Genomic DNA, 25,287 nt, shown 5'->3' with positions numbered 1-25,287 from the left:
AAGTCGATGCAACTAGCAGAGTTAGTAGAACTGGTCGTAGATCATACTGATGGATACGAATGTTTTCCATTTAATAAACCAACCCGACATGAAAAAATTATTTGGCATGTCGTTAAGCATCAAAGTAATGATAAAATCATCGCGATGGTCTTTGAAAAGGATGATGAGCTGTTGATTGATCTTAAATTAACAATTGAACATGGGCAACAAATGCGTCTTATCAGGGGAGTAGAGCCAGGTTTTCATATGAATAAAGAACATTGGAATACGGTTTACGTCAATGCAACGGATTTAACCGTCAATGAATTAATAAACATGATTAAAGAGAGTGCAGAATTGACGATTTAAATAAAAAAAGGATAGCCTAAAGTTGTTTTCATATAGTAATAACATGTGGTAATATCTTTAATGATTAATAAAGCAGATGATATGTGATAACAATAAAAGGGGTGCTTAAAATGAATGAAACAATTCCAACCAAAGAAGACATTATTGAACGTGCTAATACCACAACGAGTCGTTTAGAAATGACTTTGAAAAAATACCAACGATATTCTTCAATTAGTAATTTGACACGTATTATCTTATCTTCTTCAATTCCTGTACTGGTTTCAATGTCATCACACAACATTAAATTGTTGATTTTTGTTTCATTGGCTGGTGCGCTACTAAGTATTATCCAAGGTGTGGATTCATTCTATGACTTATCTAATAAGATGAGTGATATTAAGCAGACCATTCTATTTATTAACAAAGAAACATTGTTGCTATCTTCAAACAACGATCCCTATGATGCCGAACAAGATGAGGAAAATGTTCAGAAGTTCATTGCAAACCTCGCGGGAGCCTTGGATGATGAGCTATCAAACATTGATAATTAATTAAATGCTTTTTCAAATGATTGTCCAACCAGGAAGGTTTGGAACAATTATTTTTTAATAGAACTGAATGAGAACCTGAATCCTTTTAGCTTACGTTAAAGTACTACGTATAAGCTGATGGATAAAGAGGTACTAAGCATGAAAAAATGGTGTCAGTTAGGTATAATTGCATTAGGAATTGTGATTGCAATAAGGATGATCATCCAATTGTGGTATGGGCATATTTTTGTAGATGGAAACTTTTTAGTTTTGATAATTGGACCAACTGCATTTGTGATGCTTTGTTTGTGGCTCATTCAGTGGTGCATCACAAAATGGAGCAATCACCATAAGTAAGCGATTGTGATAGGGGCAAAAGAAAGGCGAGGTACGGCGTATGGCAGTTAAGATAACACAGGCGCAGATTGAACAAGCAGGCAGAGTCATGGCACTAATTCGTGAACAATATGGTCAGTATTTTAATGAAATGACGTTACCCGCTGATACCTTTTCCAGTAAATCCGATCGTCAGGCAATTACGTATTTATTGAACCAAAATGACCAAGACTTAGACATCGCAATTGATAAGCACAATAAAGTAACATGGCAGTCAAAAAATACCAAAAAGTAAAAGAATGAATCTAGGGATTCATTCTTTTTTTGTAAATTGAGCTTTGTACACGCAAAGCATGACTTTTGTTATAATAGGGAATTGTTAAGAAATGAAGGTCGAGGAAACGAAAATGGAAGTTGAACCTGCTATTGGTGAAGCCAAGGCAATGTTTGCGCAGCTGGGTTGGGATTATATTGTCAAATCCAGTGATGATGTTAAAATTAGTGGGCATGTTAAAAATCAACAAGCAGGATATGGGGATGAAGCTGCCTTTGCCGCAGACTATGATAAAATTAAGGCGCCAGAGGGCTGGCAACTAACGAGTGCCGCTGAGGCTTTTCCATTAGTAATTTTTGAAAATGAAAATGTCCCATTTCTACAAGATTTATTTAAAAACTTATTCAATAAAGAAACATAGTGTTTGCGATTTTGCGGGCACATGCGTAGCGATAACTTAATGAGAGGTAGTCCGAAACATGAGTGAAAAGAATTTAAAGCGTATTACGAAAGGCTATGAGTACGTCATCATGGTTTTTATGATGATTTTTGGGCTGGTCATTGCTGCCTATTTTGCCTTAAGTATTTATGAATTGGTTTTACCGTTGTTTCAGCATTTAACGCATGAAGACTTTACAGATATTTCAAAAAATATTCTGTCCGCTTTTTTGTTTTTGGAGTTCTTGGTGATTATTAAAGACTACTTCTCAAGTAATGCGAATATACATTTTGAGGATTATCTTTATGTGGCTGTGACGGCAATTATCCGATCAATTTTGGTATATCATGACAATGCCTTAAAAACACTCTTGCTGTGCGGCGCCATTTTAATTTTAGTGATTGCGATTATTTTGTATAAGCGTTATCAAACCCAAAATAATAAACTACCAGATAGTGAGCATGGCCGATGAGAGGTGGGTGGACCAAGAGGTTGCGTAAAATTTGGCGGATTGTTTTTCCACCCTTAGTCTGGTTGGTAGTTATCTATCTACTGGTAGAGATATTTGGAGTTGTTATTTCATATACGGCGGCAGATGACATGTTGGCCTTTGCAAAAAAGGACCCGTCTGAATTTATCTGGTGGTTCTTGATGACCTATATTGGCTTCATTGTCACAAGTGTTGGTATCCTTTATGGTGCGCATCGCCTGTTGCATTTACGTGGAAACTACGAATTGCCTTTAGGCGTTTTAAGCCTTATAACAGTCTTTACAACATTAACGACTTTAATGATTCAATTTACTGGATCGAATATTCCAAAAACATTTTTGGTGCTGACCCTAGTTAATATTCTGTTATCAGTTGCATTAACAACAACCTCTAAACTGCTTAAGTGGCAACGTCGACGCGAAATCCGGATAAAAAAACAAAAATAAAAAGGTTAACCACAATTAGCGAAGTGGTTAACCTTTTTTATTAATGTTGTTGCCAACGATCTAAACCGCGCATGAATTTTTTGGTATACATGCGTTTAAGGATGAATTTTTGGAAGCGATTCATATCAGAATCCAAGAATCGTTGATAATTTTTGGCATACATATCATCAAATGGGAGGTTTTCAGTAAATTGACCATTTTGGTAACAGTAAGTACAGTATTTGGTTGAAATTGATCCATCAGCGTTAGTGCCACCGGGCGTGTTCTAATCAATCGGCATACCACAACTTTGACATAAATTAGTTTGACCCATCGTCGTGCTCCTTTGCGTATTAATGGTTATCATTATAGCGTATTTTGGATTTTTTGGTTGCATGAAGGCTTGTGAAATAAAGAATTTAAAAAGACTTTGTGTGTTTTTATGCAAAAAAAATGTAATTTTACGGTATTGAGGCAGCTTTCAAGCTTAATGTTAGAAGATTAGATTGCGTGTAGCCAAGCGCGTCTGTATAGTTATCCTTGTGAATATTTAAACTTATTCAAGTGTATTTTAAAAATCTAAAAAACTTTATTATTCGTTTAAGTTTCCGCGCCTACACTTCTCGTTACATTATAGCGGTAGATAAATCAATGCTATAGCGAACAAAATAAAAGGGGTAGTTTGACATGGATAATAAGCGAATTGCAGTATATGGTGCAGGATCATTAGGAACTATCATTGGAGCCTTTTTATCTAAGGCAGGCTTGGATGTGACGCTGATTGATGTTTGGCAAGAGAACGTTGATACATTAAATACGAAGGGTGCACATGTTGTTGGAACAACAGACATTACAGTTCCCGTTAAGGCTTCAACGCCTGATGATATTGATGGAAAATTTGATATTATTTTCTTATTGACCAAGCAAGTTTTCAATGACTCTGTTGTACCAAAAATCAAGTCAATTTTGAATGAAGATGGTACGTTGGTCTCATTACAAAATGGTGTCCCAGAAAAGTATATTTTGACGCAGCTTCCAGCAAAAAATGTTGTTGCGGGTTCTGTTGAATTTGGTGCAACAGCTCAAGGTGCCGGTTCATCAGAATTGACAACGGTTTATGATCGTTTTAAAGAATTTGCTTTTAAGATTGGTGAGTTAGATGGTTCCGATACGCCACGTATTGAGGCGCTTAAGAAGGTCATGGACAATGTTGGGGGAACGTTCGTTTCAAATAACTTACTTGGTACAAAGTGGTCAAAGTTGTTGATCAACTCAGCTTTCAGTGGGCTATCTGCAGCAACTAATTCAACCTTTGGGGCGGTTGCTGATAATCAAGTTGGTGTATTAGCGGCCTTGAACATTATTAATGAAGGATTAGAAGCTGGAAAGGCTGATAATGTGACATTTGATAAGATGGGTAGTATCGACCTAAATGACTTTAAGAAGCCTGCTGATGGCTTTACCGATGACCAAATTGCTTTGGTTCGCCGCATGATGGCAGCAAGCAAGGATCTTAAGGCCAGCATGTTACAAGATCTTGAAAAGGGTCGCAAAACAGAAGTTCACGACATCAATGGTGTGATTGTTAAAGCCGGTGAAGAACATGACATTAAAACACCATTTAATGATTTTGTTGTATCAACTGTATCTAAGGCTGAAGAGACGGGTAAGCTTCCTGTCTTTGATGAGAGCATTGCGACTTTGAAGGACATGTTGAAATAGGAGGAGTAATGATTATGAATAAGGCAGATTTACTAAAAAAGATTACAACGCCAATTGATTCACCAGCCTTTCCAGCAGCGAAGGTTAAGTTTCATAATCGTGACTTCATGAACATTACTTATCGTACTGATCATGATGCCTTGATGAAGGTATTACCTGAACCACTAGAACCAATTGATGATTTGGTTAAGTTTGAATTCATTAACATGCCAGATTCAGATGGACTAGGTGACTATGCTGAAATCGGGCAAGTAATTCCAGTGACCTTCAATGGTCAAGAAGGTGAGTTCTACCTTTCAATGTACGTTAACAATGCTGAAGCAATCGCTTCTGGTCGTGAAATAGCTGCTTTTCCAAAGAAACTGGCTGATACATCAATCTATTTAGATAATGATGTCCTAGTTGGTAAGCTTGAGTATAGCGGATTACCTGTTGCCACAGCCACTATGGCATATAATTACTACCCAATGGATTTAGAAGAAGCTAAGGCTGAGATTACAAAGCCAAGTTATCGTCTTAATATTATGCGCAATTACGATGCAACGCCACGTGTGCTAGAAATGACGGAATCAACAATTACCGATGTTGAAGTTAAAGGGGCTTGGAATTCGCCAGCTAAGTTGCAATTCTTTGAACATGTCATGGCACCAGTTGCTGATTTGCCGGTTAGAGAGATTGTGAAATCACAACATATTGTGGCTGATTTGACGTTACCTCGCCCACATATGGTTTACGATTATTTAGCTGATTAAGGTAACATCTAATTTGCCAAATACGCATAATTTCGGTACACTAGACAGTGCACTGAAAAATTTGATCAAACAATTGATCGTCAAAAAAGCTCAGTGTACACAACAAGTTGCTTGTGAACACTGAGCTTTTAAATACATAAAGCATTTATGAAAGAAGGTAGTTTTGAAAGGTCACTTAATCTTTTTAACAATGGTTACATCGATGGTTACCATTAACACATTTTTAATGTACGGCATTAATGCAGAAGATGTGACGTTTATCTTGGAAATGCTCTTATTTGTCATTCCAGGTGCGTTTATCCTCAAGGAGTTTTTCACGATTCCATTAGTGAAGAATATCGAACGACGTTATCTAGGGCGCATTAAGGCGAACTTCCGTGAGTTTTTGATTATTCCAGCCCTGATTATCCTAATTAATTCTGGGGTGATTACATTGGTGACAACGATTTTGAAAAATATTGGTGAATTCCCCATCTTAACGAATTTCCTACAAGGTTGGGGAATTAAGTTATCAATTATTTTTCCACTCTTTTTCTTGGTCGTCCGTCCAACGTGGAATTATATCTTCACATTGTTCGAATCTGAAAAGATCAAACAAAATTAAAAGACATCCACAACATGTGGATGTCTTTTTTACTGCTCTAGCTGGACTCGAACCAGCGACCCTCGCATTAACAGTGCGGCGTTCTACCAACTGAACTACAGAGCAATTAGATTTCTATGAGATTATTATAACCTAAAATGAGGGGATAAAGCAAGAACTATTAAATAAAGATAATATAGTTTAAAAGCATCGCAATATATGGAAAAATTATGTATGATAGTAAGGTGTGATGAGAATTGGGATTGCGGGAGGTGAGCGATTGAAAGGCCGCTCTTAAAGGCAATTCTCGATAGGTTTCGAAAATACAAGTAAGTTGATAATAATATATATAGTGTAGTATCTAAAATGAGAGGATGCAAAAGATGACATTAATTTCGATTATTGTGCCAATCTATAATGTTGAGGCATACATAGAAAAAATTATCATATCTATTTTAAAACAGACATATACAGAATTTGAATTACTTTTGATTGATGATGGATCAACTGATCAATCAGGCGAAATCGCCAAGGCGTTTGCCGATCAAGATGAGCGTGTACATTACTATCGCAAGGATAACGGTGGTCTGTCAGATGCCAGAAATTTTGGCATGCAATATGCTACCGGTGAATGGATTAACTTCATTGATGGCGATGATGAAGTGACGGCAGATTATTTGGCACATTTGGTTGCGGCTAAAGAAAAGGGCGCTGAAATAGCAATTGCACGTTTCTTTACGATTCAGGATGATGAACATGTAGATACAGTGACACCTCCAGCATATAGTGGTGATATCTTTTTGCAAGATGCGGATCAAGCCTTGGAAACAGTGCTTTCTCAAAAAAAATTTGAAGTGAGTGCGTGGGCGAAACTCTATAATCGCGATTTATTTACAGATATTCAATATCCATTTGGAAAGTTGTATGAAGACTTTTACACGACTGTGCAATTGATTGATCACGCCAACCAGGTGGCTTTTATTGATGCGGCTGACTATGCTTATCGATTGCGGCAATCAAGTATTAGTGCCGGAACCTTTACTGCTAAAAAAATGGATGGCGTGGAATTGAGTGAGGCGATGATCGACTATGTTAAAGCACATCGACCTAAAGTACTTAGTTTTGCGTATGCAAGGGCCTTTAGTACGCTGGCCAGTTTGTTGTTACAAATGCCGGCCGACAATACGACCTATGAACAGCAAGAAAAAAAGATTTGGTCATTAATGAAGTCATACCGTTACCATTTCTTATTTAATTTCCAATTACGATTTAAAACGCTTTTTGCTGCGTGGACGACTTTCCTAGGCAAAAACATTTTTAAAAAATTGGGACAACGCAATGTAAATCGTAAGTAACTTCTAGGGGGCACCATGGCAATTTATTTCATGTTATTTCCGGTTATCGGAATCATTTATTTAGTTACAAATAACCAATATTTTAGTAGTCGGCGGGCGTTTGTCTTTTTCAGCTTTGCATTTTTAGGGACTTTTGCTGCAATGAGAGCAAATACAGTTGGAACAGACACGCTTACTTATGAAACAATTTTTTCCAATACGGGAAACGTATTTAGTGAAAAATCTCCAGCATTTAGTATCTTTTCGACAATGGTGAAAGCCATCAGTTCCGATCCGCACGCAATCACAGCGGCCAATGCACTTTTGATTGCATTATTGTTCGGACTATTTATTTATCGGTTGCCAGCTAACCCCTTATACACAACCTTCTTCTTTATTTCTCTGAACTTTTATTTGCCTAGTTTTAATATTGCTCGTCAGTATATTGCATTAGGACTGGTATTGAATGGTTTCATGTATTTGATGGATAAAAAGTACATGCGGTATCTCGCACTGACCTTAATTGGCGTGGGATTTCATGCGACAGCATTGTTGGGACTAGTATATCTAGGCGTCTCATGGATTAAGTGGAATAAGTTTTGGATTGGAATATTGACAGTTTTCGCAGTTATTTTTTCATTATCTTATGCGAAATTCTCGAATACAATTGTCAATTTAATTCCAGGATTTGATATTTATTCGAATGCAACAAATGTTAGTAGTTTGAATCAATCAACGCAGGGGAGTGGGTTGATCATTTTCTTCAATATTTTCCTATTGCTAGTTTTGATTGCATATATCTATTTTAAATTTGCGACACAATCACCTTTTACTGATTTACAACGCAATGTGGCGACATTGTATTTCGTTGGAACAGTTGTTAGTGTGTTGCTAGGAAATGTGATTCTCTTGCAGCGTGGTCTAACCTATTTTACAATTTTTGGAATTTATATTTTTGCTGATTTGCCAGAGGTTATGGACCGACTCTTTACTAATCGCAAAGTTGGTCGAATCATAGTCTTTGCGATTTTGTTTGGCTTAACGCTCATCCAGTTTACATACCAATTAGCACGAAATAATGGTGATATTATTCCATATATCCTAAATTAGTCAGTCAGGTGGAGTCATGAATAAGAATAAAAAATTATTGAATAATACCTTAATTTTTGCGATTGGCAGTATTGGGACAAAGCTGATTAACATTTTAATGGTGCCAATCTACACCTACTTGATGACAAAAAGTCAATATGGGTCTGTCGATTTGTTCATTACAACGATTAATATGTTGGCACCTATTGTTGGGTTCAGTATTGCTGATGCCGTTTTTCGATTCACGCTTGATGACGAATACGATAGTGATACTGTTTTAAGTAATGGTGTTGCGCTGACCCTCTTTGGAACGGTTGCTTTCGTATTCGCTTCCGGATTGTTCTATATCATCACAGGTCGACCTAATTTACTCTTTATAGCAGTGATGGTGATGGCTAACGTTTTTGTGATGCTATTTTTGAACTATTTCCGTGGAACGGGATTAATTCGCTTGTTTATCGTCTTTAGTTTAATCTTTACGGCATTAAATGCCTTACTAACGGCATTTGGGATTATATATGGTCCAACGCATGTTACTGGATTTATTATTGGTTATATTTTAAGCGCAATCATTACCATTTTCTTAATGGTGGTCTGTTCGAAGTGTTACCGTCAAATTAAGATTGCCAAGATTAAAAAGCCTATTATGCGCGAACTATTGATGTATAGTGTTCCTTTAATCCCGAATGCCTTTGCGTGGTGGTTTACACAAGATGCTGCCAAATTCTTCATTCTAATTTTTGTAGGAGCTTCTGGGAATGGGTTGTACGCTGTGGCATCAAAAGTACCAGCGTTGGTTACGATTTTCTATGGTATTTTCAGTCAAGCTTGGCAAATATCCGCAGTTGATGAATTCAAATCCGAGGACGCGAGTGAATTTTATTCAGAAACCTTTGCTAAATTATTTAGTTGGTTGATTGTTGTTGTTGCGCTCGCTTTACTGGTCTTACGACCACTGATGGGGGTTATTGTACAAGCCTCGTATTACGATGCATGGCAAAACATTGGTTTTCTACTTGTATCTGCTGTTTTCTCAAATCTATCAGCTTTCGTCGGGACAACATATATTGCGGCAAAACAAACACGTGATATTATGACGACAACATTTATTGGATTAATTGCTAATTTAGTTTTCTCAGTAATCTTGATTCCCATCTTTGGTGTTCAAGGAGCTGGACTGGGTTCAATGCTTGGCTTTGCGCTGGTATTGTGGATTCGTATTGTAAAAACTAAAAAGCTTGTTCCAATTAAAGTGAATTTATTAACGACGTTGACTTCGCTCAGTATCGTTTTTGCAATGATTGCAGCAAACTATATTCCAGAGGTACCGGTTCGCTATATTAGTTTAGTCGTTTTGTTGGTGCTGGTTACCTTATTGAACGTAAGGACAATGCTTCTAAGAAAAAAAGGATAAGAACATGAGTCAATTAAAAAAAGTAATCAAAAGTGTGTTATCACCTGAAATGACAAACTTTTTAGCAAGTCGTTATAACTATATTAAATATCACTACCGTATGTTTGAAACTTTTTCGACTAAACTCGATGTCGAGGTACCAGAAGGAGCTAACGACGGTGTCTTTTATATCTTTGGAACGCCTATTAGTGGTAACTTGGGTGACCAAGCCATCGCAATGGCGCAGTCACGCTTTTTGCAGGATCATTTTAATAACCCAGTGGTTGAATTTCAAATTAATGAGACATTAGCTGGCGTTAAATATCTACGCGACCACATTAAATCAAATGATATTATTTTTATACAAGCAGGTGGTAATATTGGTGACATATACTACGATGCGGAAAATGTGCGACGCAAATTAATTAACACATTTACAGAGAATCCAGTAGTTCAATTACCACAATCGGTAACTTTTCGTAATCTGGATCAGATGGGATTTGATGGTCGCGTTTCGCAAAGTATTTATAAGCAACAAAAAGAGCACTTTTATTTGTTTGCCCGCGATCATGTCAGTGAAGACAAACTTAAACAAATTTTTCCAGAGAACAACATTCAATTGGTGCCGGATATTGTGCTGTCATTGAATGAACGTGTTGACGCACAAAAGAGTGGCGTGCTATTTGCTTTGCGTGCTGATGTAGAGAAAGAATTGGATGATACATTAGTGGAACAATTGCGCCAACATATCGAAAATGAAGGATATGTGGTTAAAGATACCGATACTGATATCGGTGTTGCTTTAGATAAGTTTACTCGTGATGCGGCTGTACAAAAGAAGATTGCAGAATTCCAATCAGCTAGTTTAGTTGTCACGGATCGCCTACATGGTATGATTTTTTCTGTGATTACCGGAACACCCGCAATTGTTTTTGATAATTACAACTCTAAGGTTAAAAACGAATATAATGATTGGTTATCTGATTATCAAAATATCCGCTTCTTTGAACAAAGTGACCAAAATCAGGATGTGGTTGCTGAGGTTAAACAAGCCTTTGATACGATTATTGATGGAGCTGTGCCTGAATTTGATGTCGGTGCCAAATACAAGCCATTACTTGATACGATTACTCACCTTGTCCAAACATCAGACATGAAATAGGGAGCTGTACATGAAAAAAGTGCTTTTTATCGCTGCTAAAGCGAATATGATTCAACAATTCAATATTCGAAACATTTTGATGACACAATCATTAGGCATGGAAGTCCATGTTGCCAGTGATTTTATCGATTATGGTTCTATGGATGAGGATGAGACAAATAAGTTACTTAATTGGCTTGATGAGATTGGCGCTGTTATCCATCAAATTCCCTTTGAACGTGGGATTGGCAGTATTAAGGGAAATCGGGCATCAGCCAAGGCGTTAAAGCAGGTCTTCAATGACGGTCCAAGTAGTGATTGGGCATTCGTGCATTGTCACTCACCACTTGGTGGTATAATTGGGCGCTATGTTGCTCATAAGTTCAAAGTTCCTGCATTGTATACAGCACACGGCTTCCAATTCTTTAGTGGGGGTCCTAAGAAAAACTGGGTATTTTATCCAGTAGAAAAAGCTTTTAGTTACTGGACTAATGAATTGATTACCATTAACCATCGTGATTATCGTTTGGCAAAGAAAAATTTTAAAAAGCCGACAGTCGATTATATTGCGGGCGTTGGGATTGATGTTGCAGGTGCTTTGGCAGTTTCTGCTGTCCAAAAACAAGCAATCCGTACGGAAATCCGTACTGAATTAGGACTATCTGATTCTGATTATGTGTTAACCACAATTGGTGAACTCAATGACAATAAAAATCAAATTGTGGTCCTAGAAGCCATGGCTAAACTGGATAATCCACAATTACAATTGTTGATAGCAGGTGTGGGACCAAATTTGGCTATGCTTGAAGCAAAGGTTGCAGAGTTGGGATTAGAATCACAAGTTCAATTTTTGGGTTACCGTTCTGATATTACCAATATTCATTATGCCGCTGATTTGAATGTTTTCCCTTCATTAAGAGAGGGGCTTGGCTTAGGTGGTCTTGAGTCACTGGTCGATGGTAACTATGTGATTGGATCTCAAAATACGGGAATGGCGGATTATCTCACCTCTGAAGATTTAGGGTTGCTAGTTGACGTGACTGATGTTGATGCAATTGCTCAGTCGATTGAACAGGTATACCGAAATCAAAGAAAGCCTGATTTAGAGAAACATCGCGCTGAACTCATGCAGTTTGACGCTTCATCTGTGGATGCAGCGATGCTCGAAATTTATAAGAAGTATGTATAACGAGAAAGGACGCTCAAGGGGGTGTCCTTTTTTTGTGAAATTAAAAGCGTATAATGATGGTGTAGCCAGCAAGACAGCACAAAAGAAATGGAGCGAGAACATGACAGAAGTTGCATTTATTACTGGAGCAGGTCAAGGAATTGGTGAAGCCATTGCGAAGCGTTTGGTTCAGGACGATTTCAAAGTAGAGATTGCGGATTTAAATTTGGATACCGCACAAAAAGTGGCAGATGAGATTAATCATCAAAAACCTGATACAGCGTTTGCGGTCGAAGTTAACGTTGCGAAGCGTGATCAAGTTTTCGATGCCATTGAGAAGACTGTCGCACATTTTGGTGATTTAACAGTATTAATTAACAATGCCGGTGTTGCGCCTTCACAACCCATTCTAGATGTTGATGAAAAGACACTTGAGTTAGCAGATAAAATCAATATCAACGGAACCGTTTGGGGGATTCAAGCGGCAACCGAAGCTTTTAAAAAGTTGGGGCATGGCGGTAAGATTATTAACGCCAGTTCTCAAGCCGGAATTGAAGGTAATCCAAATCTAACCGTGTATGGATCAACAAAGTTTGCGATTCGTGGGATTACACAAACGACAGCCAAAGAGTTAGCGCCACTAGGTATTACGGTGAATGCCTTTGCGCCAGGAATTGTGAAGACACCGATGATGATGGGAATTGCACATGATGTTGCCCAAGAGGCGGGTGAGTCAGACGAATGGGGCTTGAAGCAATTCTCTGACGGTATCGCCTTAGGACGATTGTCAGAACCTGAGGATGTTGCTGCCGGTGTTGCCTTCTTAGCTGGGCCAGATTCTAACTATATGACTGGTCAAACACTAGTTGTTGATGGGGGCATGGTTTTCCATTAATGTCTTAAATTAATAAAATAAACAAAAATGCTTACTGAAAAGTAAGCATTTTTTTATTTATAGCTGTGTGAGTTCGAGGGCGGTTTGGCAAAGCCAATCAGGTTTTTCAGATTGCAAGGCTGCCGTGGTGTGGGCACCCCAAGTGACGGCGGCTGTTTTGACGCCTGCGGCTTTGCCCATTTGTAAGTCATGGGTTGCATCCCCGACCATGACGGTTTGTTTTGGATCGAGGTGGTATCGATCAAGCAATATTAAAATGCCATCGGGAGCCGGTTTATAGTGGGTAACTTGGTCAGAACCAATGCAATCAGTAAAAAAATGCGCGATATTTAATCGTTTGAGATTTCGATTGAGTGTGTGTGTTGGTTTGCTAGTCACGATGAAAAGTTGGCGACCATCCTGTTTTAAATGAGTTAAAACAGCACTGATGTCGGGGAAGAGTGTGACCTGAGTCCGTTCAAGTGACTGAGCATGTTCGCGAAAGCTGGATAATAACCGATCGTATTCTGCGGTTGTAAAATCGTGCTCAGGGGCCATTGCTTTAAAAGAGGTTTCAATTGGAATCCCCATGTAGTAAGCAATTGTATCGTGACTTGGTTCGGGAAGGGACAAAACCCTAAAAGCCGCTTGTGTAGCTAATGCGACTGTCGCGCCTGAATTTGCTAACGTCCCGTCGAAGTCGAATAGCATATTTTGCATGGCTGTTCCTCGCTATCTTTCGCTTGAAAAAGGTTAAGTATTATTAGGATTCTATAATATATAGCTTGAAATTACTAGCGAATGGGCATATATTATGAAGAATCAATCTGAGTGAAAGCGTACTTGGAAGTCGGTAAATTAAGGATGGTGCCAATAATGGTTGTCAGATGTGACTGGGGAAGTGACCCCGTAAATCAAACATATCATGATGAAGAATGGGGTTGGCCTCAATGTGAAAAACGGTCATTGTTTGAAGCCTTAACACTGGAGTTGATGCAGGCAGGTCTTTCATGGAAAACAATTATGAAAAAACGTGATAACTTTAAGTTAGCTTTTTCAAATTGGGACTATACTCAGGTGGCACAGTACGATCAAGCGCGAGTCGATGAACTTGTGCAAGATGCCTCAATTATTCGACACCGTCAGAAAATTGAAGCGGTGATTAATAATGCCCAACGGTTTGTAGCGATGGATGCAGCCCCAGTTGATTTCTCGGCCTATATCTGGCAGTTTGTAGACGGCACGCCTATCGTGAATCACTGGCAACAGGCCGATGAGGTCCCCGCGATAACACCTTTGGCTATAAAAATTAGTCGTGATTTGAAAAAACGCGGGTTTAAATTTGTTGGGCCAACAACAACTTACGCATTTTTACAAGCGATTGGCATGGTTAATGACCATATTGAAAGCTGCGATTTTAAATATAAGTAGCACTTCCTAGGAGGAAACAACATGACACAAATTTATGATTTTAAGTTGGATGAGATGGATGGCTCTAAATTAGACCTAGCTGATTATAAAGGAAAGATATTGTTGATTGTGAATACGGCTAGTAAGTGTGGTTTAGCTGGACAATTAAATGGGCTGCAGGCTTTGTACGAAAAATATTATGCTAAGGGGCTAGTGGTGATTGGATTGCCATCAAATCAATTTAAAAATGAATTGGCTACTGATTCTCAAACCGCAAATTACTGTCAAATACACTATGGTGTCACTTTTCCCATGACACAACGTGTTGCAGTCAACGGGCCTGATACAACGCCACTATTTGTGTATTTGAAAAAGATGAGTGGCCATGGCATGATTAAGTGGAATTATACAAAGTTCTTGATTGATCAATCTGGTAAATTGGTACATCGCTATGCCCCAATAACGGAACCAGAACATATTGAACCTGAAATTGAAAAATTACTTAAATAAAAAGCTAACCGGAACCACAGCAGTGGAAGCCGGTTAGCTTTTTCAGTTAGTGACTATGCGTAATGTTGATACCAACTAAACTAATGAGTAACAAGACGACAAAGACCCAAGTGATAGGGGAGATGCAATCGCCAAAAATAATGACCCCAGCTAAGATTGCGCCAACAGCACCAATGCCAGTCCAAACGGGGTAGGCGGTGCTTAAGGGGAGTGTCTTGGTGGCCAGGGCTAAGAACCCGAAGCTGAACACCATGCCGAGGAGTGTTGCTAAAACAAATGGCCATTTGGTAAACCCGTCACTGAGTTTCATGGTGGTTGCCCAAACGACCTCGAAAATTCCTGCCAAACCTAAATAAAGCCATGCCATGTGTGTATTCCTCCAAAATAAAAAATGCCCCCAGCGATACCTTCTGTGACCTAATGGTATCGGTGTGACATTTCGTGTGATGCGCCCGGTGGCGCTGATTTAATTTTTGATAAAATGTAGTTTAGCACAGGCGACTGCCTTTGGCAATGTTTGGTACAATGCAATATAAGTAAACAAAAAAGGACACGTGAACCTGATGAAAACCAAAAATATCTTAAATTGGATTGAAGTGACATTTGATTGGCAAAACTTAGCAATTACCGTAGCGAGTTTAATCATTATGGGATTAGTCGGTCATTATGGTGTGCGGTTTGTGATGAATAAGTGGTCAAAACATCATTTTAAGCATTTTACAACATCAGCCCCGTTGATCATTAAGGCTTTAGCAGGTCCCATTACGGTGATTATATATACAGTGGGGATGAATTTGTTGTTTGCATATTTGCAAGCGCCACGTGGACTGGTGATTATCACAAATCAGGTGTTACGCACCTGGATTTTGATAAGTTTTGGCGTGATTTTATATCACCTGATTCCACTTTTAATGGAGACTGTGACGAAGGCTGGAAAGCATAAGCGTTTTGAATTAAGTGCGATTATGCGTTCATTTTTGACCACGCTTTTACAGATTTTAATGGTAGTGGTCATTATCTTTGCCATTCTTGAAACTTGGCAAATTAATATTAGTGGATTATTTGCTGGCGTTGGATTGACGGGACTTGCCGTTTCAATGGCGGCCCAAGACCAGATTAAAAACTTCTTGGGGGGCGCGGTCATCATTGGCGAACAATCATTTTCCATTGGCGATAAAATCGAATCGCCTTCAATTCAAGGGACAGTTGAAGACATTACCTTTCGTTCGACCAAGCTGCGGACGGCAACAGGCGCCTTGCAAGTTGTGCCTAACTCAACTTTAGCTAATGAGCCGATCACGAATGACAGTCGAGTCGACATGCCACGTATTACATTGGATTACTATCTAGATGTTACGACTTCCGACGAACAAGTCAGTGCGTTACGACAACGCATTCTGGATTTCTTGTCAAAAGACGAGCGATTCATGGCTAAACATATGGAATATCAAGTTAAAATTCCGGAAGTTGTCAATCAAGGGATTCATATTCAAGTTAATGGACCGCTTTCTCCGAAAGGAGTTGAAAACGGTGACGACGCCAAGGCTATTTTGAATTTGAATGTGATGAAAGCGGCGCAGACGTTGCATATTAAATTTGCAAAATCCGATGCAGGTGAAACGGGGGATTAGTGATGTTTAATAATCAAGATTTTAGGATATTTGAGGCGCCAACTTTAGCTGAACGCATGCAACTTATCCAACAACAAATTGATCCAAAATTTGAGGACTTTGCTAAATTGGCTTTGCCAATTTTAGAAGAGGATGGCCAAGCGTGGTATGCGCATGTTGCTAAACATTTGCGCCGAACAGTTTATCCACCAGACAATACCTGGGTGGCATTTGCCCCAAATAAGCGTGGGTACAAGATGCTACCACATTTTGAATTAGGGCTTTGGGATGATTGTTTGTATTTATATTTAAGCTTTTTAGAGAATTTGAAGCAGGATGCAACGCAGCAAGCCTTGTGGACTGAACGTATCCAGGCGCAACAAAGCCATTTTTTAGATTTGCCACAAAACTTTGTTATTAGCCCAAACCATATGGAACCTGCGGTCATATCTTTGGATGCCACCAATTTTGAACGTACCGTGATGCAATTCGGGCAGAAAAAGCATACCGAATTTTCAGTTGGTCTTAGAATTGCAAAAGGGGACCCTCGCTTTGGGACGGCTGATTTGGATTATGCTCTGTGTGAGGCACTTCGAAAACTACAAAACGTATATGAATGCATAAGAGTACAATCAGAATAAATGAAAAAGGATGTTGAAGATGCCTAAATATCTTATTCTGGCGGAAAAACCGTCAGCAGCTAAAAATTTTGCAAAGGCATTAGGAGGTTCGGCAGGACATTTCGCTGATTTTGATTACCGGATTATGAACCTACGCGGACATCTCATGACTTTTCGGGAGCCAGAGGAGATGGTTCCTGAAACGTTAGCCAAAAAATATAAATCATGGAAGTTAGCCGATATGCCTTGGCAACTCAATGATTTGAATTGGCAAAGGACCTATATTCGTACCCGAACAAAAGGAACAACAAATAAGCAATTGCTTGATCAAATTAAAGCAGAACTTAAACAAGGCTACGATGGCATTATTATTGCGACTGATACAGATCCATCCGGTGAAGGTGATTTACTTGCCTTTGAAGCAATTGATGCAATGAAGTGGCAAGGGGCAGTTCTTCGAGCTAACTTTATGGATGAAACGCCGCAATCAATTCAACAGGCAATGCGTCAGTTAGTCCCTATTGCCGATAAATGGCAATATGGCCCATACCTTAAAGGTGAGAGTCGCAGTCGATGGGATTTTGCGTCGATGCAGTTAACTCGGATTGCGACAACTTTAGTGAAAGGGGCCGGCTATGCTGTTGTAGCCCGAGAAGGGCGTTTAAAGTCTGTTATCATTTGGAAAATTTATGAGCAATGGCAAAAGATTAATGCCTATGTCCCAGTGCCTTATTATGAAGTAAAGTTTAAAGATCCCGCGGGGCATGTCTTTGCGCGTAAGGTGGATCCTAAAGCTGAGCAAATTGCATGGCGGCACGCGCAACGCAGTGAAGGTGAAGCTGACGTGGCAACTTACCATGAGAGTGCCGTAGCCAATGAGAAACACACGACGAAACGCCAAGCGCCACCTAAATTAATCGATTTGGCAGGGTTGGCAGCACTACTTGCGCCTCAAGGTTTATCGGCAAAGCAGGTTTTGAGCACGTATCAAAAGCTGTATGAAGCACAATATGTTTCTTATCCGCGTACCGAGGATCGCAATGTAACTCCTGAACAATTCAATGAACTTTTGCCGGCAGTTGATCAGATTGCGGATTTAGTTCAAGTTGATCGCCAACTGCTAAGTCATCGCCAACCACGTAAAACCCATGTGAAGCCACAGGGGAGTCACGGGGCTAACCGACCAGGGACTAAGGTACCGGTTTCACTGGATCAGCTGGAGAAGTATGGCCCTGGTGCGCGCCAGATTTATACGACGTTAGCTAAGAACTATTTGGCGATGCTGGCGGAAGACTATGTTTATGATCACGTGACAGCAGATTTATTAGACTATCCTGATTTTAAGACAGCTTTTAATGTGCCGATTGCGTTGAATTATAAGGCAATCTTTAATGTTGAGACGGATGATACAGAGAGTCAAAGTGCGACCTTGGGGCCGACGGCCCAACCAGAGTTAGCTGAGGGAAAGAATCCCAAACCACAAACGCCAACAACTAAATGGATTATGGCTTTCTTGGAAAAGAATAATGTGGGGACTGGGGCGACCCGTGTCTCAACTTTGTCCGATATGAGTCAAGGTACAAAGGGGATGCTAAACGAGTCACGGGGTAAATTAACGCCGACTCAAACCGGAAACATCTCAGCGATAATGGTAGAAAATACGTGGATTGCCTCGCCTAAAATAACGAAACGGCTTTTTGAGATGATGGACGAAGTGGAACAATTTAAGATGCCGATGGCGCAGCTATTGGATTCCGTGACGCAGGTGATTGCCCACGATATGCCACAAATGGAAGCGAATGTTGCCAATCTGACCCAACGTCTTGGACCACCACCAAAGAAACGTAAAGTCAAAGCGAAGCCAAAAGCGGAACAAGTGACAGGAATCTTTAAGGGGCAAGAAGTGCATTTTGCAAAAACTTGGGGGAACCATACATTCACTGAGACGGAAATAGCAGATTTATTAGCGGGTAAAACAATTACTTTTGAAACGACCACCAAACAAAAAAAGCCTTTTACAGCAAAAGGTCAGTTAGGAAAAAGAACATTTCGCGGAAATGAATACACGGGTTTCAAACTATTGAAAGCATAAAATAGAGGTCTAAAGTGGTGCTGTAGTGCTACTTTAGACCTTTTTATATTTTTTATGATTGGTTTTATGAAAACGCTTGCATAAGCAATTTTCATATGCTATTATTATTCATGTACCAAAGAGAACGATTTATTTAGAAATTTTGAGGAGAACTAATTATGGCAATTTTAATTGCGTTGATTCCAGCTTTAGCTTGGGGATCAACAGGTATTATTACAACAAAGATGGGTGGATCAGCCGCTCAAGGAACATTAGGAATGACATTGGGGGCCTTAATCTTTGGTCTTTCAACTTTGCTCTTCTACGTGATTCCATCAGCAGGGCTTGATTTTGCCTTTAACCCGCGTGTTTGGGTGGTTGGTTTTGTTTCAGGTTTGTTCTGGGCGATTGGAACGGCTGGACAATTCGTTGCGTTCAAGAAATTAGGGGTATCAGTTGGTAACCCAGTTTCAACTGCTAGTCAAATTGCCTTAAACGCATTGATGGCCGCTTCTGTTTTGGGAGAATGGACGAATGGAAAGATGTGGTTCTTCGGACTACTAGCCATTATCGCGGTTGTTATCGGAGCCGTTTTGACATCATTGCCAGATCCTAACTCTAAGGCAACGCCAAATCCTGAAGCTGATCCTAAAGGTGGTTACATGGCGATTGCCCTTTCATCATTGGGATTCATGATGTACTTCGTCTTCCCTAACTTGTTGAATAAGTTTGGCTTTATCTCAGATGCCGTTCACGGAGCACCTCATGGTAGTGGCTTGCACTACATGACTGCGATTGTTGGACCACAATCAATTGGACAAGTGATTGGTGCCTTGATTATTGTTGTCTTCGTTATGCATCAAGGTAAGACAATGTGGCAACCAGCAACCTTCCGTAACATCCTTACAGGATTGGTTTGGGGTATCGGTAACATTGCAATGTTCATCTCAGCTGCAAATCCACAAATCGGACAAGCAACTGCAGCAACTTTGTCACAACTAGGAATCATCGTTGGAACATTTGGTGGAATTTACATCTTGCATGAGAAGAAGACATCTCGCCAAATGCTTTATATCTCAATTGGAACAATCTTAGTTGTTGTTGGATCAATTATCATTTCAAACTTGAGTAGCTTAGCTTAATAATAACCAAAGCACTGAATGATTTCAGTGCTTTTTTATTATCCTGCGTGTAGGTGGGGGTGTGCTAAAATAAAGGGTGAAGTTAGAAATTCTTACAGGAAAACGATTTCTTTTTAATCAGAACATGTTATAATCGGTATATACCAATTTGAAAAGGAGTGTTAAGACAATATGACGACACTAAAATTTGATGCAAGCAAGTTATCAACCTTCGTAAATGATGATGAACTGCAATTGATTCAACCAATGGTTGATGCAGCTGATAGCCTACTACATAAGGGAACTGGCGCTGGTTCAGATTACTTAGGCTGGCTTGATTTGCCTGTTGATTATGATCAGGATGAATTTGCGCGAATTAAGCAAGCTGCACAAAAGATTCAATCAGATTCAGAGGTCTTGGTTGTGATTGGAATCGGTGGATCATATCTTGGCGCTCGTGCCGCAAATGATTTTTTGAATGATTATTTTGATTCAGCTTATCCAGCTGATCAACGTAAGATGCCACAAATCGTTTTTGCTGGTAACTCAATTTCACCACAATATGTTAATTCATTAATCAAGTTGATTGGTGACCGCGACTTTTCAATTAATGTGATTTCAAAATCTGGAACGACAACAGAACCAGCGATTGCTTTCCGCGTCTTCAAGGAACTGCTTGAAAAGAAGTATGGTGAAGCCGAAGCGCGTGAGCGTATTTACGCAACTACGGACGCCCATAAGGGTGCCTTGAAGCAAACGGCTGATGAAGAAGGTTATGAAGAATTTGTTGTGCCAGATAGTGTTGGGGGACGTTTCTCAGTCCTTACAGCAGTTGGCTTGCTACCAATCGCAGCAGCTGGACACGACATTGACCAACTAATGGCTGGGGCAGCACAAGCCCGTGCTGATTATTCAGACACCGATGTCACAAAGAATGATGCCTATGCATATGCGGCTTACCGTAACATTCTTTATCGCAAGGGATATACAACTGAATTACTTGTAAACTATGAACCAACGTTGCAACAATTTAGCGAATGGTGGAAACAATTGCAGGGTGAATCAGAGGGTAAGGACGGTAAGGGTATCTTCCCAGCGTCTGGAAACTTCTCAACTGACTTACACTCATTTGGACAATACATTCAAGATGGTCGTCGCAACCTCTTTGAAACTTTGGTGCGCATTGATGCGCCAGTTTCAGATGTGACAATTCCTGTCTCAGATGCTGATGATGGATTGGGTTACCTTGAAGGTAAGACAATGTCATACGTTAATAAGACTGCATCTGATGGCACATTGTTGGCCCACGTCGATGGTGGCGTACCAAACATGGTTGTTGAATTGGATCAACAAAATGAGTTTGCCTTGGGTTATATGATTTACTTCTTTGAGCTAGCCGTTGGTATTTCAGGTTACCTCAATGGGATTAACCCATTTAACCAACCAGGGGTTGAAGCTTACAAGTCAAATATGTTTGCCTTATTAGGTAAGCCAGGCTACGAAGAGAAGACTGCCGAGCTGCGCGCCCGTCTATAAAGCTAAATTAAAGATGTTAAAAACCCGTCCCAAATGGAATGGGTTTTTATTCATGATAAAAAATAAGTTCTGCCTGTTCCAAGACGAAAGAACTTATGGTAATATTAGACGAAAGACAAAAATTGAGGAGATTTCAATCATGGCAACTATTGGTATGAATGATTTAAAGACTGGTTTGACAATCTTGTACAACCAATCAATCTGGCGTGTGTTGGAGTTCCAACACGTTAAGCCTGGTAAAGGTGCAGCGTTCGTGCGTTCAAAGTTGAAGAACTTGCGTACAGGAGCTGTTAACGAAGTAACTTTCCGTCCTGGAGATAAGTTTGAAACAGCTAACATTGTTTCAGCTGATATGCAATATTTGTATGCTGAAGGTGATTCACACGTCTTCATGGATACAGAAACTTACGAACAAGTTGCAATTCCAGATGATAAGATTCAAGATGCATTAAAGTTCTTGCTTGAAAACATGGTTGTACGTGTGACAACTTATGATGGCGAAATCTTAGATGTTGAAGTGCCAAAAACAGTTGAATTGACTGTTGCTGAAACACAACCTGGTATCAAGGGTGCGACAGCAAATGGTGGTGGAAAGCCTGCAACAATGGAAACTGGTTTGGTTGTTACTGTACCTGATTTCATTAATGCTGGCGATAAGCTAATCATTAATACTGATGATGGTGGATCATATTCATCACGTGCTTAATCATGCCGGTGAGTTGGACTTACCGTAACGTTAAGGACAGCACAGTGATATGATAAGTGATAGTGCCGACCGGTTGCCGGCCGGCACTTTTATGTTTTAAGGAGGAAATCCATGGCAGAAGAAACAATTGTATTAGACCAACCAACTGGTACCGAAGGCACAACTCGTGTAAACGTACGTGTCCTAGATATCATCGCTGCCCTTGCAACACAAGAAGTTGAAGGTGTTGCAAGGTTGCGTGGATCATTTTCTGATCGTGCTCAAGAAGCCTTTGGTCGCCGTGTGCGTGGTAAGGGTGTTGAAGTCGTTCAAGATGATGCCGGCTTGACTATCGATTTGTACGTTTATCTTAACTACGGGGTGAGTGTGCCAAAGTTGGCGGTACAAATCCAAGAACGAGTTAAGATGCAAATTGCAGCCATGACCGAACTTTCAGTTAATGCTGTTAATGTGCATGTTGAGGGGATGATTTCACCTAAGGTAGCCAGCACAATTGATCCAAATAACCTATTTGGAGAAGAAGAGACGCTGGAGGATGGCCAATAGTATGACGACTTTAAATCGACACCAAGCCCGGCAAGCGGCATTCCAAACTTTATATAGTTTAGGAATCAACCCGGATGCTGACATTGATACGGTGCTACGTCAGGTATTATCAGGTGATCCAGAAGTTTTGTGGGAAGGCGACTTGCCACAAGATGTTGGGACACTTGTGACTGCAGTCCGAGATCATCAAGATGAGCTAGATTTACAAATCTCAGATTACTTGGCTGATGGTTGGACAATTGATCGTTTGAATGTTGTTGATCTTGCTTTGATGCGCTTAGCTATCTATGAAGGTCAGTCAACCGAAACACCAAAAAATGTTGCCATTAACGAAGCATTGCAATTGGCCCATGAATTTACCAATGATGATTCACGTAAGTTTATCAATGCGGTCTTGAATAAGGCCTTGACGGAAGAACAATAATCATATATAATCAATATTTGTTAAGAAATAAAGTAACGGCAACCCGCTGTTCACCTTGGTAAGCGTACTTATCGGGTTAATCATTTATAACTATCTATTAGTTTTGATGTTTACAGCGGGTTATCGTATGCAAATACGGTAAGCCGCTTTTATTATACATTTATTTCATGCCAAGTTTTATCGGAGGTAAGGACCATAGCAAACGCACGTCAACCACAACAACAACAGCAAAAAGATTTAATCAATGATCGTATCCGCGCTCATGAAGTTCGTTTAATTACGGATGATGGTGATCAAGGTGTCATCCCAAAGGATGAAGCCCAAAAGATGGCCGATGACGCAGAACTTGATTTAGTATTGGTGCAGGCAACCGCCAAGCCACCAGTTGCAAAAATCATGGACTACGGTAAGTTCAAGTTTGATTCTCAAAAGAAGCAACGTGAGCAACGAAAGAATCAAAAAACTGTTAGTGTTAAAGAGATTCGTTTAAGTCCAACAATTGATGACAACGACTTTAATACCAAAGAAAAGGCTGCAACTAAGTTCTTGGAAAAGGGTAATAAGGTTAAGGTTTCAATTCGTTTCCGTGGGCGTGCTATCACGCACAAGGAAATCGGACGAGAAGTAATGAACCGATTTGCCGAAGACTTGCAAGGAATTGCAAAAGTTGAAGCAAGAGCAAAGATGGAAGGGCGCAGCATGTCTATGGTGCTTGCACCCAAAGAAACTAAGTAACTAAACCAGTTTGGAGGAAAATACAATGCCAAAGTTTAAGACACACCGCGCTTCAGCAAAGCGTTTTAAGAAGACTGCTAATGGTGGTTTGAAGGGTGCCAACGCGTACACATCACACCGTTTCCACGGTAAGACAAAGAAGCAACGTCGTCAATTGCGTGGGACTTCAATGATGAACCACACAACTTTGAAGAACTACGTTCACATGATGGGACGTTAATCTGTACTTTTGTACATTTTCGAAATCTAAATTAGCTATTTTATAAAAAGAATTACTGGAGGAATTATCCATGCGAGTTAAAGGTGGAACAGTTACGCGCGCACGCCGTAAAAAGATGATCAAGTTGGCCAAGGGTTACCGTGGTCAACGTAGCATTAACTATCGAGTTGCCAAGGAACGTGTTTGGAAGGGTTGGACATACGCCTTCCGTGACCGTAAGCAAACAAAGCGTAACTTCCGTAAGTTGTGGATTGCACGTATTAACGCTGCAGCCCGTATCAACGGTTTGTCATACTCAAACTTCATGCACGGTTTGTCATTGATGGGTACAACTGTTAACCGTAAGATGCTTGCTGACCTTGCTATTACTGATCCTGAAGCATTCGCTGCTTTGGCTGAATCAGCAAAGAAGGCATTGTCAGAAGCTGGTAAGCACGTTGCCACAAAGACACCTGCTACATCAGAAAAGACTGTTACAATCAACGCAGCTGCTCCTAAGGCAGCTAAGAAGTCTTCAGATGCAAAGCCATCAGAAAAGAACACTGTTGCAGAAATCAAGGAATACTTGACTGCTAACGGTATTGACTTCCCAGCATCAGCTAAGAAGGCTGAATTGTTGGCATTGGTTTAATAATCAATTAATGCACTTACCTTTCGGGTGAGTGTATTTTTTTATATAAGCGAAGCAGTTAACGTCCACCCAATGGCTAGACTCGGGACGAACGGGGCCTGACGTTGGCGATAATAGAGAATTTGAAGGGCAAACTGAACGCAGCAAGCAGCATTTAACCAAGTAAACCACATAAGGTTGGGAGCAACGCATAAGCCGCAAGCGAGAACGTCAAAATCACCGTAACCAATCCAGTTTTCATGACTAATGTGATTAAGTAAAATGGCG

At 40.0% G+C, this 25,287-nt stretch carries 30 protein-coding genes, 1 tRNA gene and 2 pseudogenes; 29 read left to right on the top strand and 4 right to left on the bottom strand.

The features are described from left to right. The first annotated feature begins 6 nt into the window (after positions 1-6). The 6 genes from IV50_RS07165 to IV50_RS07135 all read left to right on the top strand — a co-directional run bounded on the left by IV50_RS07165 (position 7) and on the right by IV50_RS07135 (position 2,845). Positions 7-348 (top strand): MmcQ/YjbR family DNA-binding protein, encoded by a 342-nt coding sequence (locus IV50_RS07165; protein ID WP_057747059.1) that lies wholly within the window; start codon positions 7-9, stop codon positions 346-348. A gap of 110 nt (positions 349-458) precedes the next feature. Next, on the top strand, positions 459-881 hold the full coding sequence (locus tag IV50_RS07160; RefSeq protein ID WP_057747057.1) for a DUF4231 domain-containing protein: 423 nt from the start codon (positions 459-461) through the stop codon (positions 879-881). A gap of 376 nt (positions 882-1,257) precedes the next feature. Beyond that, positions 1,258-1,491: a hypothetical protein gene (locus IV50_RS07150; protein WP_057747053.1), complete on the top strand. Its 234-nt coding sequence runs from the start codon at positions 1,258-1,260 to the stop codon at positions 1,489-1,491. A gap of 112 nt (positions 1,492-1,603) precedes the next feature. Beyond that, the gene (locus tag IV50_RS07145; RefSeq protein WP_057747051.1) at positions 1,604-1,891 is read left to right on the top strand and encodes a hypothetical protein; all 288 of its coding nucleotides are present in this window, start codon (positions 1,604-1,606) and stop codon (positions 1,889-1,891) included. Between the two features lie 58 nt (positions 1,892-1,949). Then, positions 1,950-2,381 (top strand): phosphate-starvation-inducible PsiE family protein, encoded by a 432-nt coding sequence (locus IV50_RS07140; RefSeq protein WP_057747049.1) that lies wholly within the window; start codon positions 1,950-1,952, stop codon positions 2,379-2,381. A 20-nt stretch (positions 2,382-2,401) separates the two neighbouring features. Continuing rightward, a complete protein-coding gene (locus IV50_RS07135) occupies positions 2,402-2,845 on the top strand; it encodes a hypothetical protein (RefSeq protein WP_141324957.1) in 444 nt (147 codons plus the stop codon). 40 nt (positions 2,846-2,885) lie between these two features. Here IV50_RS07135 and IV50_RS07780 read toward each other — a convergent pair. Beyond that, positions 2,886-3,089 (bottom strand): annotated as a pseudogene (locus tag IV50_RS07780) (zinc ribbon domain-containing protein); the annotation flags it as partial. A gap of 422 nt (positions 3,090-3,511) precedes the next feature. Between IV50_RS07780 and IV50_RS07130 the strand changes: the two are divergent. The 3 genes from IV50_RS07130 to IV50_RS07120 all read left to right on the top strand — a co-directional run bounded on the left by IV50_RS07130 (position 3,512) and on the right by IV50_RS07120 (position 5,902). Further along, on the top strand, positions 3,512-4,546 hold the full coding sequence (locus IV50_RS07130) for a ketopantoate reductase family protein (protein WP_057747045.1): 1,035 nt from the start codon (positions 3,512-3,514) through the stop codon (positions 4,544-4,546). A gap of 14 nt (positions 4,547-4,560) precedes the next feature. After that, positions 4,561-5,298 carry an acetoacetate decarboxylase gene (locus IV50_RS07125; protein WP_057747091.1) on the top strand — a complete coding sequence of 246 codons (738 nt, stop codon included), beginning with the start codon at positions 4,561-4,563 and terminating at the stop codon, positions 5,296-5,298. A gap of 190 nt (positions 5,299-5,488) precedes the next feature. Continuing rightward, complete coding sequence (locus tag IV50_RS07120; protein ID WP_141324959.1) at positions 5,489-5,902, top strand: hypothetical protein; 414 nt, start codon at positions 5,489-5,491, stop codon at positions 5,900-5,902. A 32-nt stretch (positions 5,903-5,934) separates the two neighbouring features. On the opposite strand, the gene IV50_RS07115 is transcribed toward IV50_RS07120, so the two are convergent. Then, positions 5,935-6,007, bottom strand: a tRNA-Asn gene (locus IV50_RS07115). 257 nt (positions 6,008-6,264) lie between these two features. Between IV50_RS07115 and IV50_RS07110 the strand changes: the two genes are divergently transcribed. The 6 genes from IV50_RS07110 (at position 6,265) to IV50_RS07085 (ending at position 12,901) form a co-directional block, all read left to right on the top strand. Further along, positions 6,265-7,236 carry a glycosyltransferase family 2 protein gene (locus tag IV50_RS07110; protein WP_057747042.1) on the top strand — a complete coding sequence of 324 codons (972 nt, stop codon included), beginning with the start codon at positions 6,265-6,267 and terminating at the stop codon, positions 7,234-7,236. A 15-nt stretch (positions 7,237-7,251) separates the two neighbouring features. Next, complete coding sequence (locus IV50_RS07105; protein WP_057747040.1) at positions 7,252-8,325, top strand: EpsG family protein; 1,074 nt, start codon at positions 7,252-7,254, stop codon at positions 8,323-8,325. Positions 8,326-8,341: 16 nt separating this feature from the next. Beyond that, a complete protein-coding gene (locus tag IV50_RS07100; RefSeq protein WP_057747037.1) occupies positions 8,342-9,718 on the top strand; it encodes a lipopolysaccharide biosynthesis protein in 1,377 nt (458 codons plus the stop codon). Between the two features lie 4 nt (positions 9,719-9,722). Then, the gene (locus tag IV50_RS07095; protein ID WP_057747035.1) at positions 9,723-10,859 is read left to right on the top strand and encodes a polysaccharide pyruvyl transferase family protein; all 1,137 of its coding nucleotides are present in this window, start codon (positions 9,723-9,725) and stop codon (positions 10,857-10,859) included. Positions 10,860-10,869: 10 nt separating this feature from the next. Continuing rightward, entirely contained in the window at positions 10,870-12,027 is a 1,158-nt protein-coding gene (locus tag IV50_RS07090) for a glycosyltransferase (RefSeq protein WP_057747033.1), read from the top strand. Positions 12,028-12,127: 100 nt separating this feature from the next. Next, the gene (locus IV50_RS07085; RefSeq protein WP_057747089.1) at positions 12,128-12,901 is read left to right on the top strand and encodes a (S)-acetoin forming diacetyl reductase; all 774 of its coding nucleotides are present in this window, start codon (positions 12,128-12,130) and stop codon (positions 12,899-12,901) included. A 57-nt stretch (positions 12,902-12,958) separates the two neighbouring features. Here the strand turns inward: IV50_RS07085 and IV50_RS07080 are convergent, their stop codons facing one another. After that, positions 12,959-13,600 carry an HAD family hydrolase gene (locus IV50_RS07080; protein ID WP_057747031.1) on the bottom strand — a complete coding sequence of 214 codons (642 nt, stop codon included), beginning with the start codon at positions 13,598-13,600 and terminating at the stop codon, positions 12,959-12,961. 156 nt (positions 13,601-13,756) lie between these two features. Here IV50_RS07080 and IV50_RS07075 point away from each other — a divergent pair, with 156 nt between their 5' ends. Further along, positions 13,757-14,311 carry a DNA-3-methyladenine glycosylase I gene (locus tag IV50_RS07075; RefSeq protein ID WP_084736799.1) on the top strand — a complete coding sequence of 185 codons (555 nt, stop codon included), beginning with the start codon at positions 13,757-13,759 and terminating at the stop codon, positions 14,309-14,311. A gap of 21 nt (positions 14,312-14,332) precedes the next feature. Next, positions 14,333-14,800 (top strand): glutathione peroxidase, encoded by a 468-nt coding sequence (locus tag IV50_RS07070; protein WP_057747028.1) that lies wholly within the window; start codon positions 14,333-14,335, stop codon positions 14,798-14,800. Between the two features lie 46 nt (positions 14,801-14,846). Here IV50_RS07070 and IV50_RS07065 read toward each other — a convergent pair whose 3' ends face one another. Continuing rightward, entirely contained in the window at positions 14,847-15,167 is a 321-nt protein-coding gene (locus tag IV50_RS07065) for a DMT family transporter (RefSeq protein ID WP_057747026.1), read from the bottom strand. A gap of 196 nt (positions 15,168-15,363) precedes the next feature. Between IV50_RS07065 and IV50_RS07060 the strand changes: the two genes are divergently transcribed. From IV50_RS07060 to IV50_RS08035, 12 genes and pseudogenes are all read left to right on the top strand, one after another. Next, on the top strand, positions 15,364-16,431 hold the full coding sequence (locus IV50_RS07060) for a mechanosensitive ion channel family protein (protein WP_057747024.1): 1,068 nt from the start codon (positions 15,364-15,366) through the stop codon (positions 16,429-16,431). 2 nt (positions 16,432-16,433) lie between these two features. Then, a complete protein-coding gene (locus IV50_RS07055) occupies positions 16,434-17,051 on the top strand; it encodes a DUF1054 family protein (protein ID WP_057747021.1) in 618 nt (205 codons plus the stop codon). Between the two features lie 19 nt (positions 17,052-17,070). Beyond that, complete coding sequence (locus IV50_RS07050) at positions 17,071-19,122, top strand: DNA topoisomerase (RefSeq protein WP_057747019.1); 2,052 nt, start codon at positions 17,071-17,073, stop codon at positions 19,120-19,122. 158 nt (positions 19,123-19,280) lie between these two features. Continuing rightward, on the top strand, positions 19,281-20,243 hold the full coding sequence (locus IV50_RS07045) for a GRP family sugar transporter (RefSeq protein ID WP_057747017.1): 963 nt from the start codon (positions 19,281-19,283) through the stop codon (positions 20,241-20,243). Positions 20,244-20,414: 171 nt separating this feature from the next. Beyond that, positions 20,415-21,758: a glucose-6-phosphate isomerase gene (locus IV50_RS07040; RefSeq protein ID WP_057747015.1), complete on the top strand. Its 1,344-nt coding sequence runs from the start codon at positions 20,415-20,417 to the stop codon at positions 21,756-21,758. A 139-nt stretch (positions 21,759-21,897) separates the two neighbouring features. Continuing rightward, positions 21,898-22,464 (top strand): elongation factor P, encoded by a 567-nt coding sequence (efp, locus tag IV50_RS07035; RefSeq protein WP_057747013.1) that lies wholly within the window; start codon positions 21,898-21,900, stop codon positions 22,462-22,464. Positions 22,465-22,575: 111 nt separating this feature from the next. Beyond that, positions 22,576-23,010 carry an Asp23/Gls24 family envelope stress response protein gene (locus IV50_RS07030; RefSeq protein WP_057747012.1) on the top strand — a complete coding sequence of 145 codons (435 nt, stop codon included), beginning with the start codon at positions 22,576-22,578 and terminating at the stop codon, positions 23,008-23,010. Then, on the top strand, positions 23,000-23,434 hold the full coding sequence (gene nusB, locus IV50_RS07025; protein WP_233119708.1) for a transcription antitermination factor NusB: 435 nt from the start codon (positions 23,000-23,002) through the stop codon (positions 23,432-23,434). The genes IV50_RS07030 and nusB overlap by 11 nt, the downstream gene beginning before the upstream one ends. A gap of 195 nt (positions 23,435-23,629) precedes the next feature. Continuing rightward, positions 23,630-24,169, top strand: coding sequence for a translation initiation factor IF-3 (gene infC, locus IV50_RS07020; RefSeq protein WP_057747008.1), 540 nt, complete (start codon positions 23,630-23,632; stop codon positions 24,167-24,169). 25 nt (positions 24,170-24,194) lie between these two features. Next, a complete protein-coding gene (gene rpmI / locus IV50_RS07015; protein ID WP_057747006.1) occupies positions 24,195-24,389 on the top strand; it encodes a 50S ribosomal protein L35 in 195 nt (64 codons plus the stop codon). A 70-nt stretch (positions 24,390-24,459) separates the two neighbouring features. Beyond that, positions 24,460-24,873: pseudogene (rplT, locus tag IV50_RS08005) on the top strand (50S ribosomal protein L20); the annotation flags it as partial. Continuing rightward, positions 24,868-25,020: a HeH/LEM domain-containing protein gene (locus tag IV50_RS08035; RefSeq protein ID WP_374111334.1), complete on the top strand. Its 153-nt coding sequence runs from the start codon at positions 24,868-24,870 to the stop codon at positions 25,018-25,020. The pseudogene rplT and the gene IV50_RS08035, both read left to right, overlap by 6 nt. Positions 25,021-25,287 lie beyond the last annotated feature (267 nt).

Origin of the sequence: Weissella viridescens, from assembly GCF_001437355.1 — a bacterium.
In the GTDB taxonomy this organism is placed as follows: domain Bacteria; phylum Bacillota; class Bacilli; order Lactobacillales; family Lactobacillaceae; genus Weissella; species Weissella viridescens.
This window is presented reverse-complemented; position numbering and strand designations above follow the sequence as displayed.

Excerpts from the sequence above, each read along its gene's own strand:
- IV50_RS07165 (WP_057747059.1), top strand. The coding sequence starts at position 7 with ATGCAACTAGCAGAGTTAGTAGAACTGGTCGTAGATCATACTGATGGA.
- IV50_RS07160 (WP_057747057.1), top strand. The coding sequence starts at position 459 with ATGAATGAAACAATTCCAACCAAAGAAGACATTATTGAACGTGCTAAT.
- IV50_RS07150 (WP_057747053.1), top strand. The coding sequence starts at position 1,258 with ATGGCAGTTAAGATAACACAGGCGCAGATTGAACAAGCAGGCAGAGTC.
- IV50_RS07145 (WP_057747051.1), top strand. The coding sequence starts at position 1,604 with ATGGAAGTTGAACCTGCTATTGGTGAAGCCAAGGCAATGTTTGCGCAG.
- IV50_RS07140 (WP_057747049.1), top strand. The coding sequence starts at position 1,950 with ATGAGTGAAAAGAATTTAAAGCGTATTACGAAAGGCTATGAGTACGTC.
- IV50_RS07130 (WP_057747045.1), top strand. The coding sequence starts at position 3,512 with ATGGATAATAAGCGAATTGCAGTATATGGTGCAGGATCATTAGGAACT.
- IV50_RS07125 (WP_057747091.1), top strand. The coding sequence starts at position 4,561 with ATGAATAAGGCAGATTTACTAAAAAAGATTACAACGCCAATTGATTCA.
- IV50_RS07120 (WP_141324959.1), top strand. The coding sequence starts at position 5,489 with ATGGTTACATCGATGGTTACCATTAACACATTTTTAATGTACGGCATT.
- IV50_RS07110 (WP_057747042.1), top strand. The coding sequence starts at position 6,265 with ATGACATTAATTTCGATTATTGTGCCAATCTATAATGTTGAGGCATAC.
- IV50_RS07105 (WP_057747040.1), top strand. The coding sequence starts at position 7,252 with ATGGCAATTTATTTCATGTTATTTCCGGTTATCGGAATCATTTATTTA.
- IV50_RS07100 (WP_057747037.1), top strand. The coding sequence starts at position 8,342 with ATGAATAAGAATAAAAAATTATTGAATAATACCTTAATTTTTGCGATT.
- IV50_RS07095 (WP_057747035.1), top strand. The coding sequence starts at position 9,723 with ATGAGTCAATTAAAAAAAGTAATCAAAAGTGTGTTATCACCTGAAATG.
- IV50_RS07090 (WP_057747033.1), top strand. The coding sequence starts at position 10,870 with ATGAAAAAAGTGCTTTTTATCGCTGCTAAAGCGAATATGATTCAACAA.
- IV50_RS07085 (WP_057747089.1), top strand. The coding sequence starts at position 12,128 with ATGACAGAAGTTGCATTTATTACTGGAGCAGGTCAAGGAATTGGTGAA.
- IV50_RS07080 (WP_057747031.1), bottom strand. The coding sequence starts at position 13,600 with ATGCAAAATATGCTATTCGACTTCGACGGGACGTTAGCAAATTCAGGC.
- IV50_RS07075 (WP_084736799.1), top strand. The coding sequence starts at position 13,757 with ATGGTTGTCAGATGTGACTGGGGAAGTGACCCCGTAAATCAAACATAT.
- IV50_RS07070 (WP_057747028.1), top strand. The coding sequence starts at position 14,333 with ATGACACAAATTTATGATTTTAAGTTGGATGAGATGGATGGCTCTAAA.
- IV50_RS07065 (WP_057747026.1), bottom strand. The coding sequence starts at position 15,167 with ATGGCATGGCTTTATTTAGGTTTGGCAGGAATTTTCGAGGTCGTTTGG.
- IV50_RS07060 (WP_057747024.1), top strand. The coding sequence starts at position 15,364 with ATGAAAACCAAAAATATCTTAAATTGGATTGAAGTGACATTTGATTGG.
- IV50_RS07055 (WP_057747021.1), top strand. The coding sequence starts at position 16,434 with ATGTTTAATAATCAAGATTTTAGGATATTTGAGGCGCCAACTTTAGCT.
- IV50_RS07050 (WP_057747019.1), top strand. The coding sequence starts at position 17,071 with ATGCCTAAATATCTTATTCTGGCGGAAAAACCGTCAGCAGCTAAAAAT.
- IV50_RS07045 (WP_057747017.1), top strand. The coding sequence starts at position 19,281 with ATGGCAATTTTAATTGCGTTGATTCCAGCTTTAGCTTGGGGATCAACA.
- IV50_RS07040 (WP_057747015.1), top strand. The coding sequence starts at position 20,415 with ATGACGACACTAAAATTTGATGCAAGCAAGTTATCAACCTTCGTAAAT.
- efp (WP_057747013.1), top strand. The coding sequence starts at position 21,898 with ATGGCAACTATTGGTATGAATGATTTAAAGACTGGTTTGACAATCTTG.
- IV50_RS07030 (WP_057747012.1), top strand. The coding sequence starts at position 22,576 with ATGGCAGAAGAAACAATTGTATTAGACCAACCAACTGGTACCGAAGGC.
- nusB (WP_233119708.1), top strand. The coding sequence starts at position 23,000 with ATGGCCAATAGTATGACGACTTTAAATCGACACCAAGCCCGGCAAGCG.
- rpmI (WP_057747006.1), top strand. The coding sequence starts at position 24,195 with ATGCCAAAGTTTAAGACACACCGCGCTTCAGCAAAGCGTTTTAAGAAG.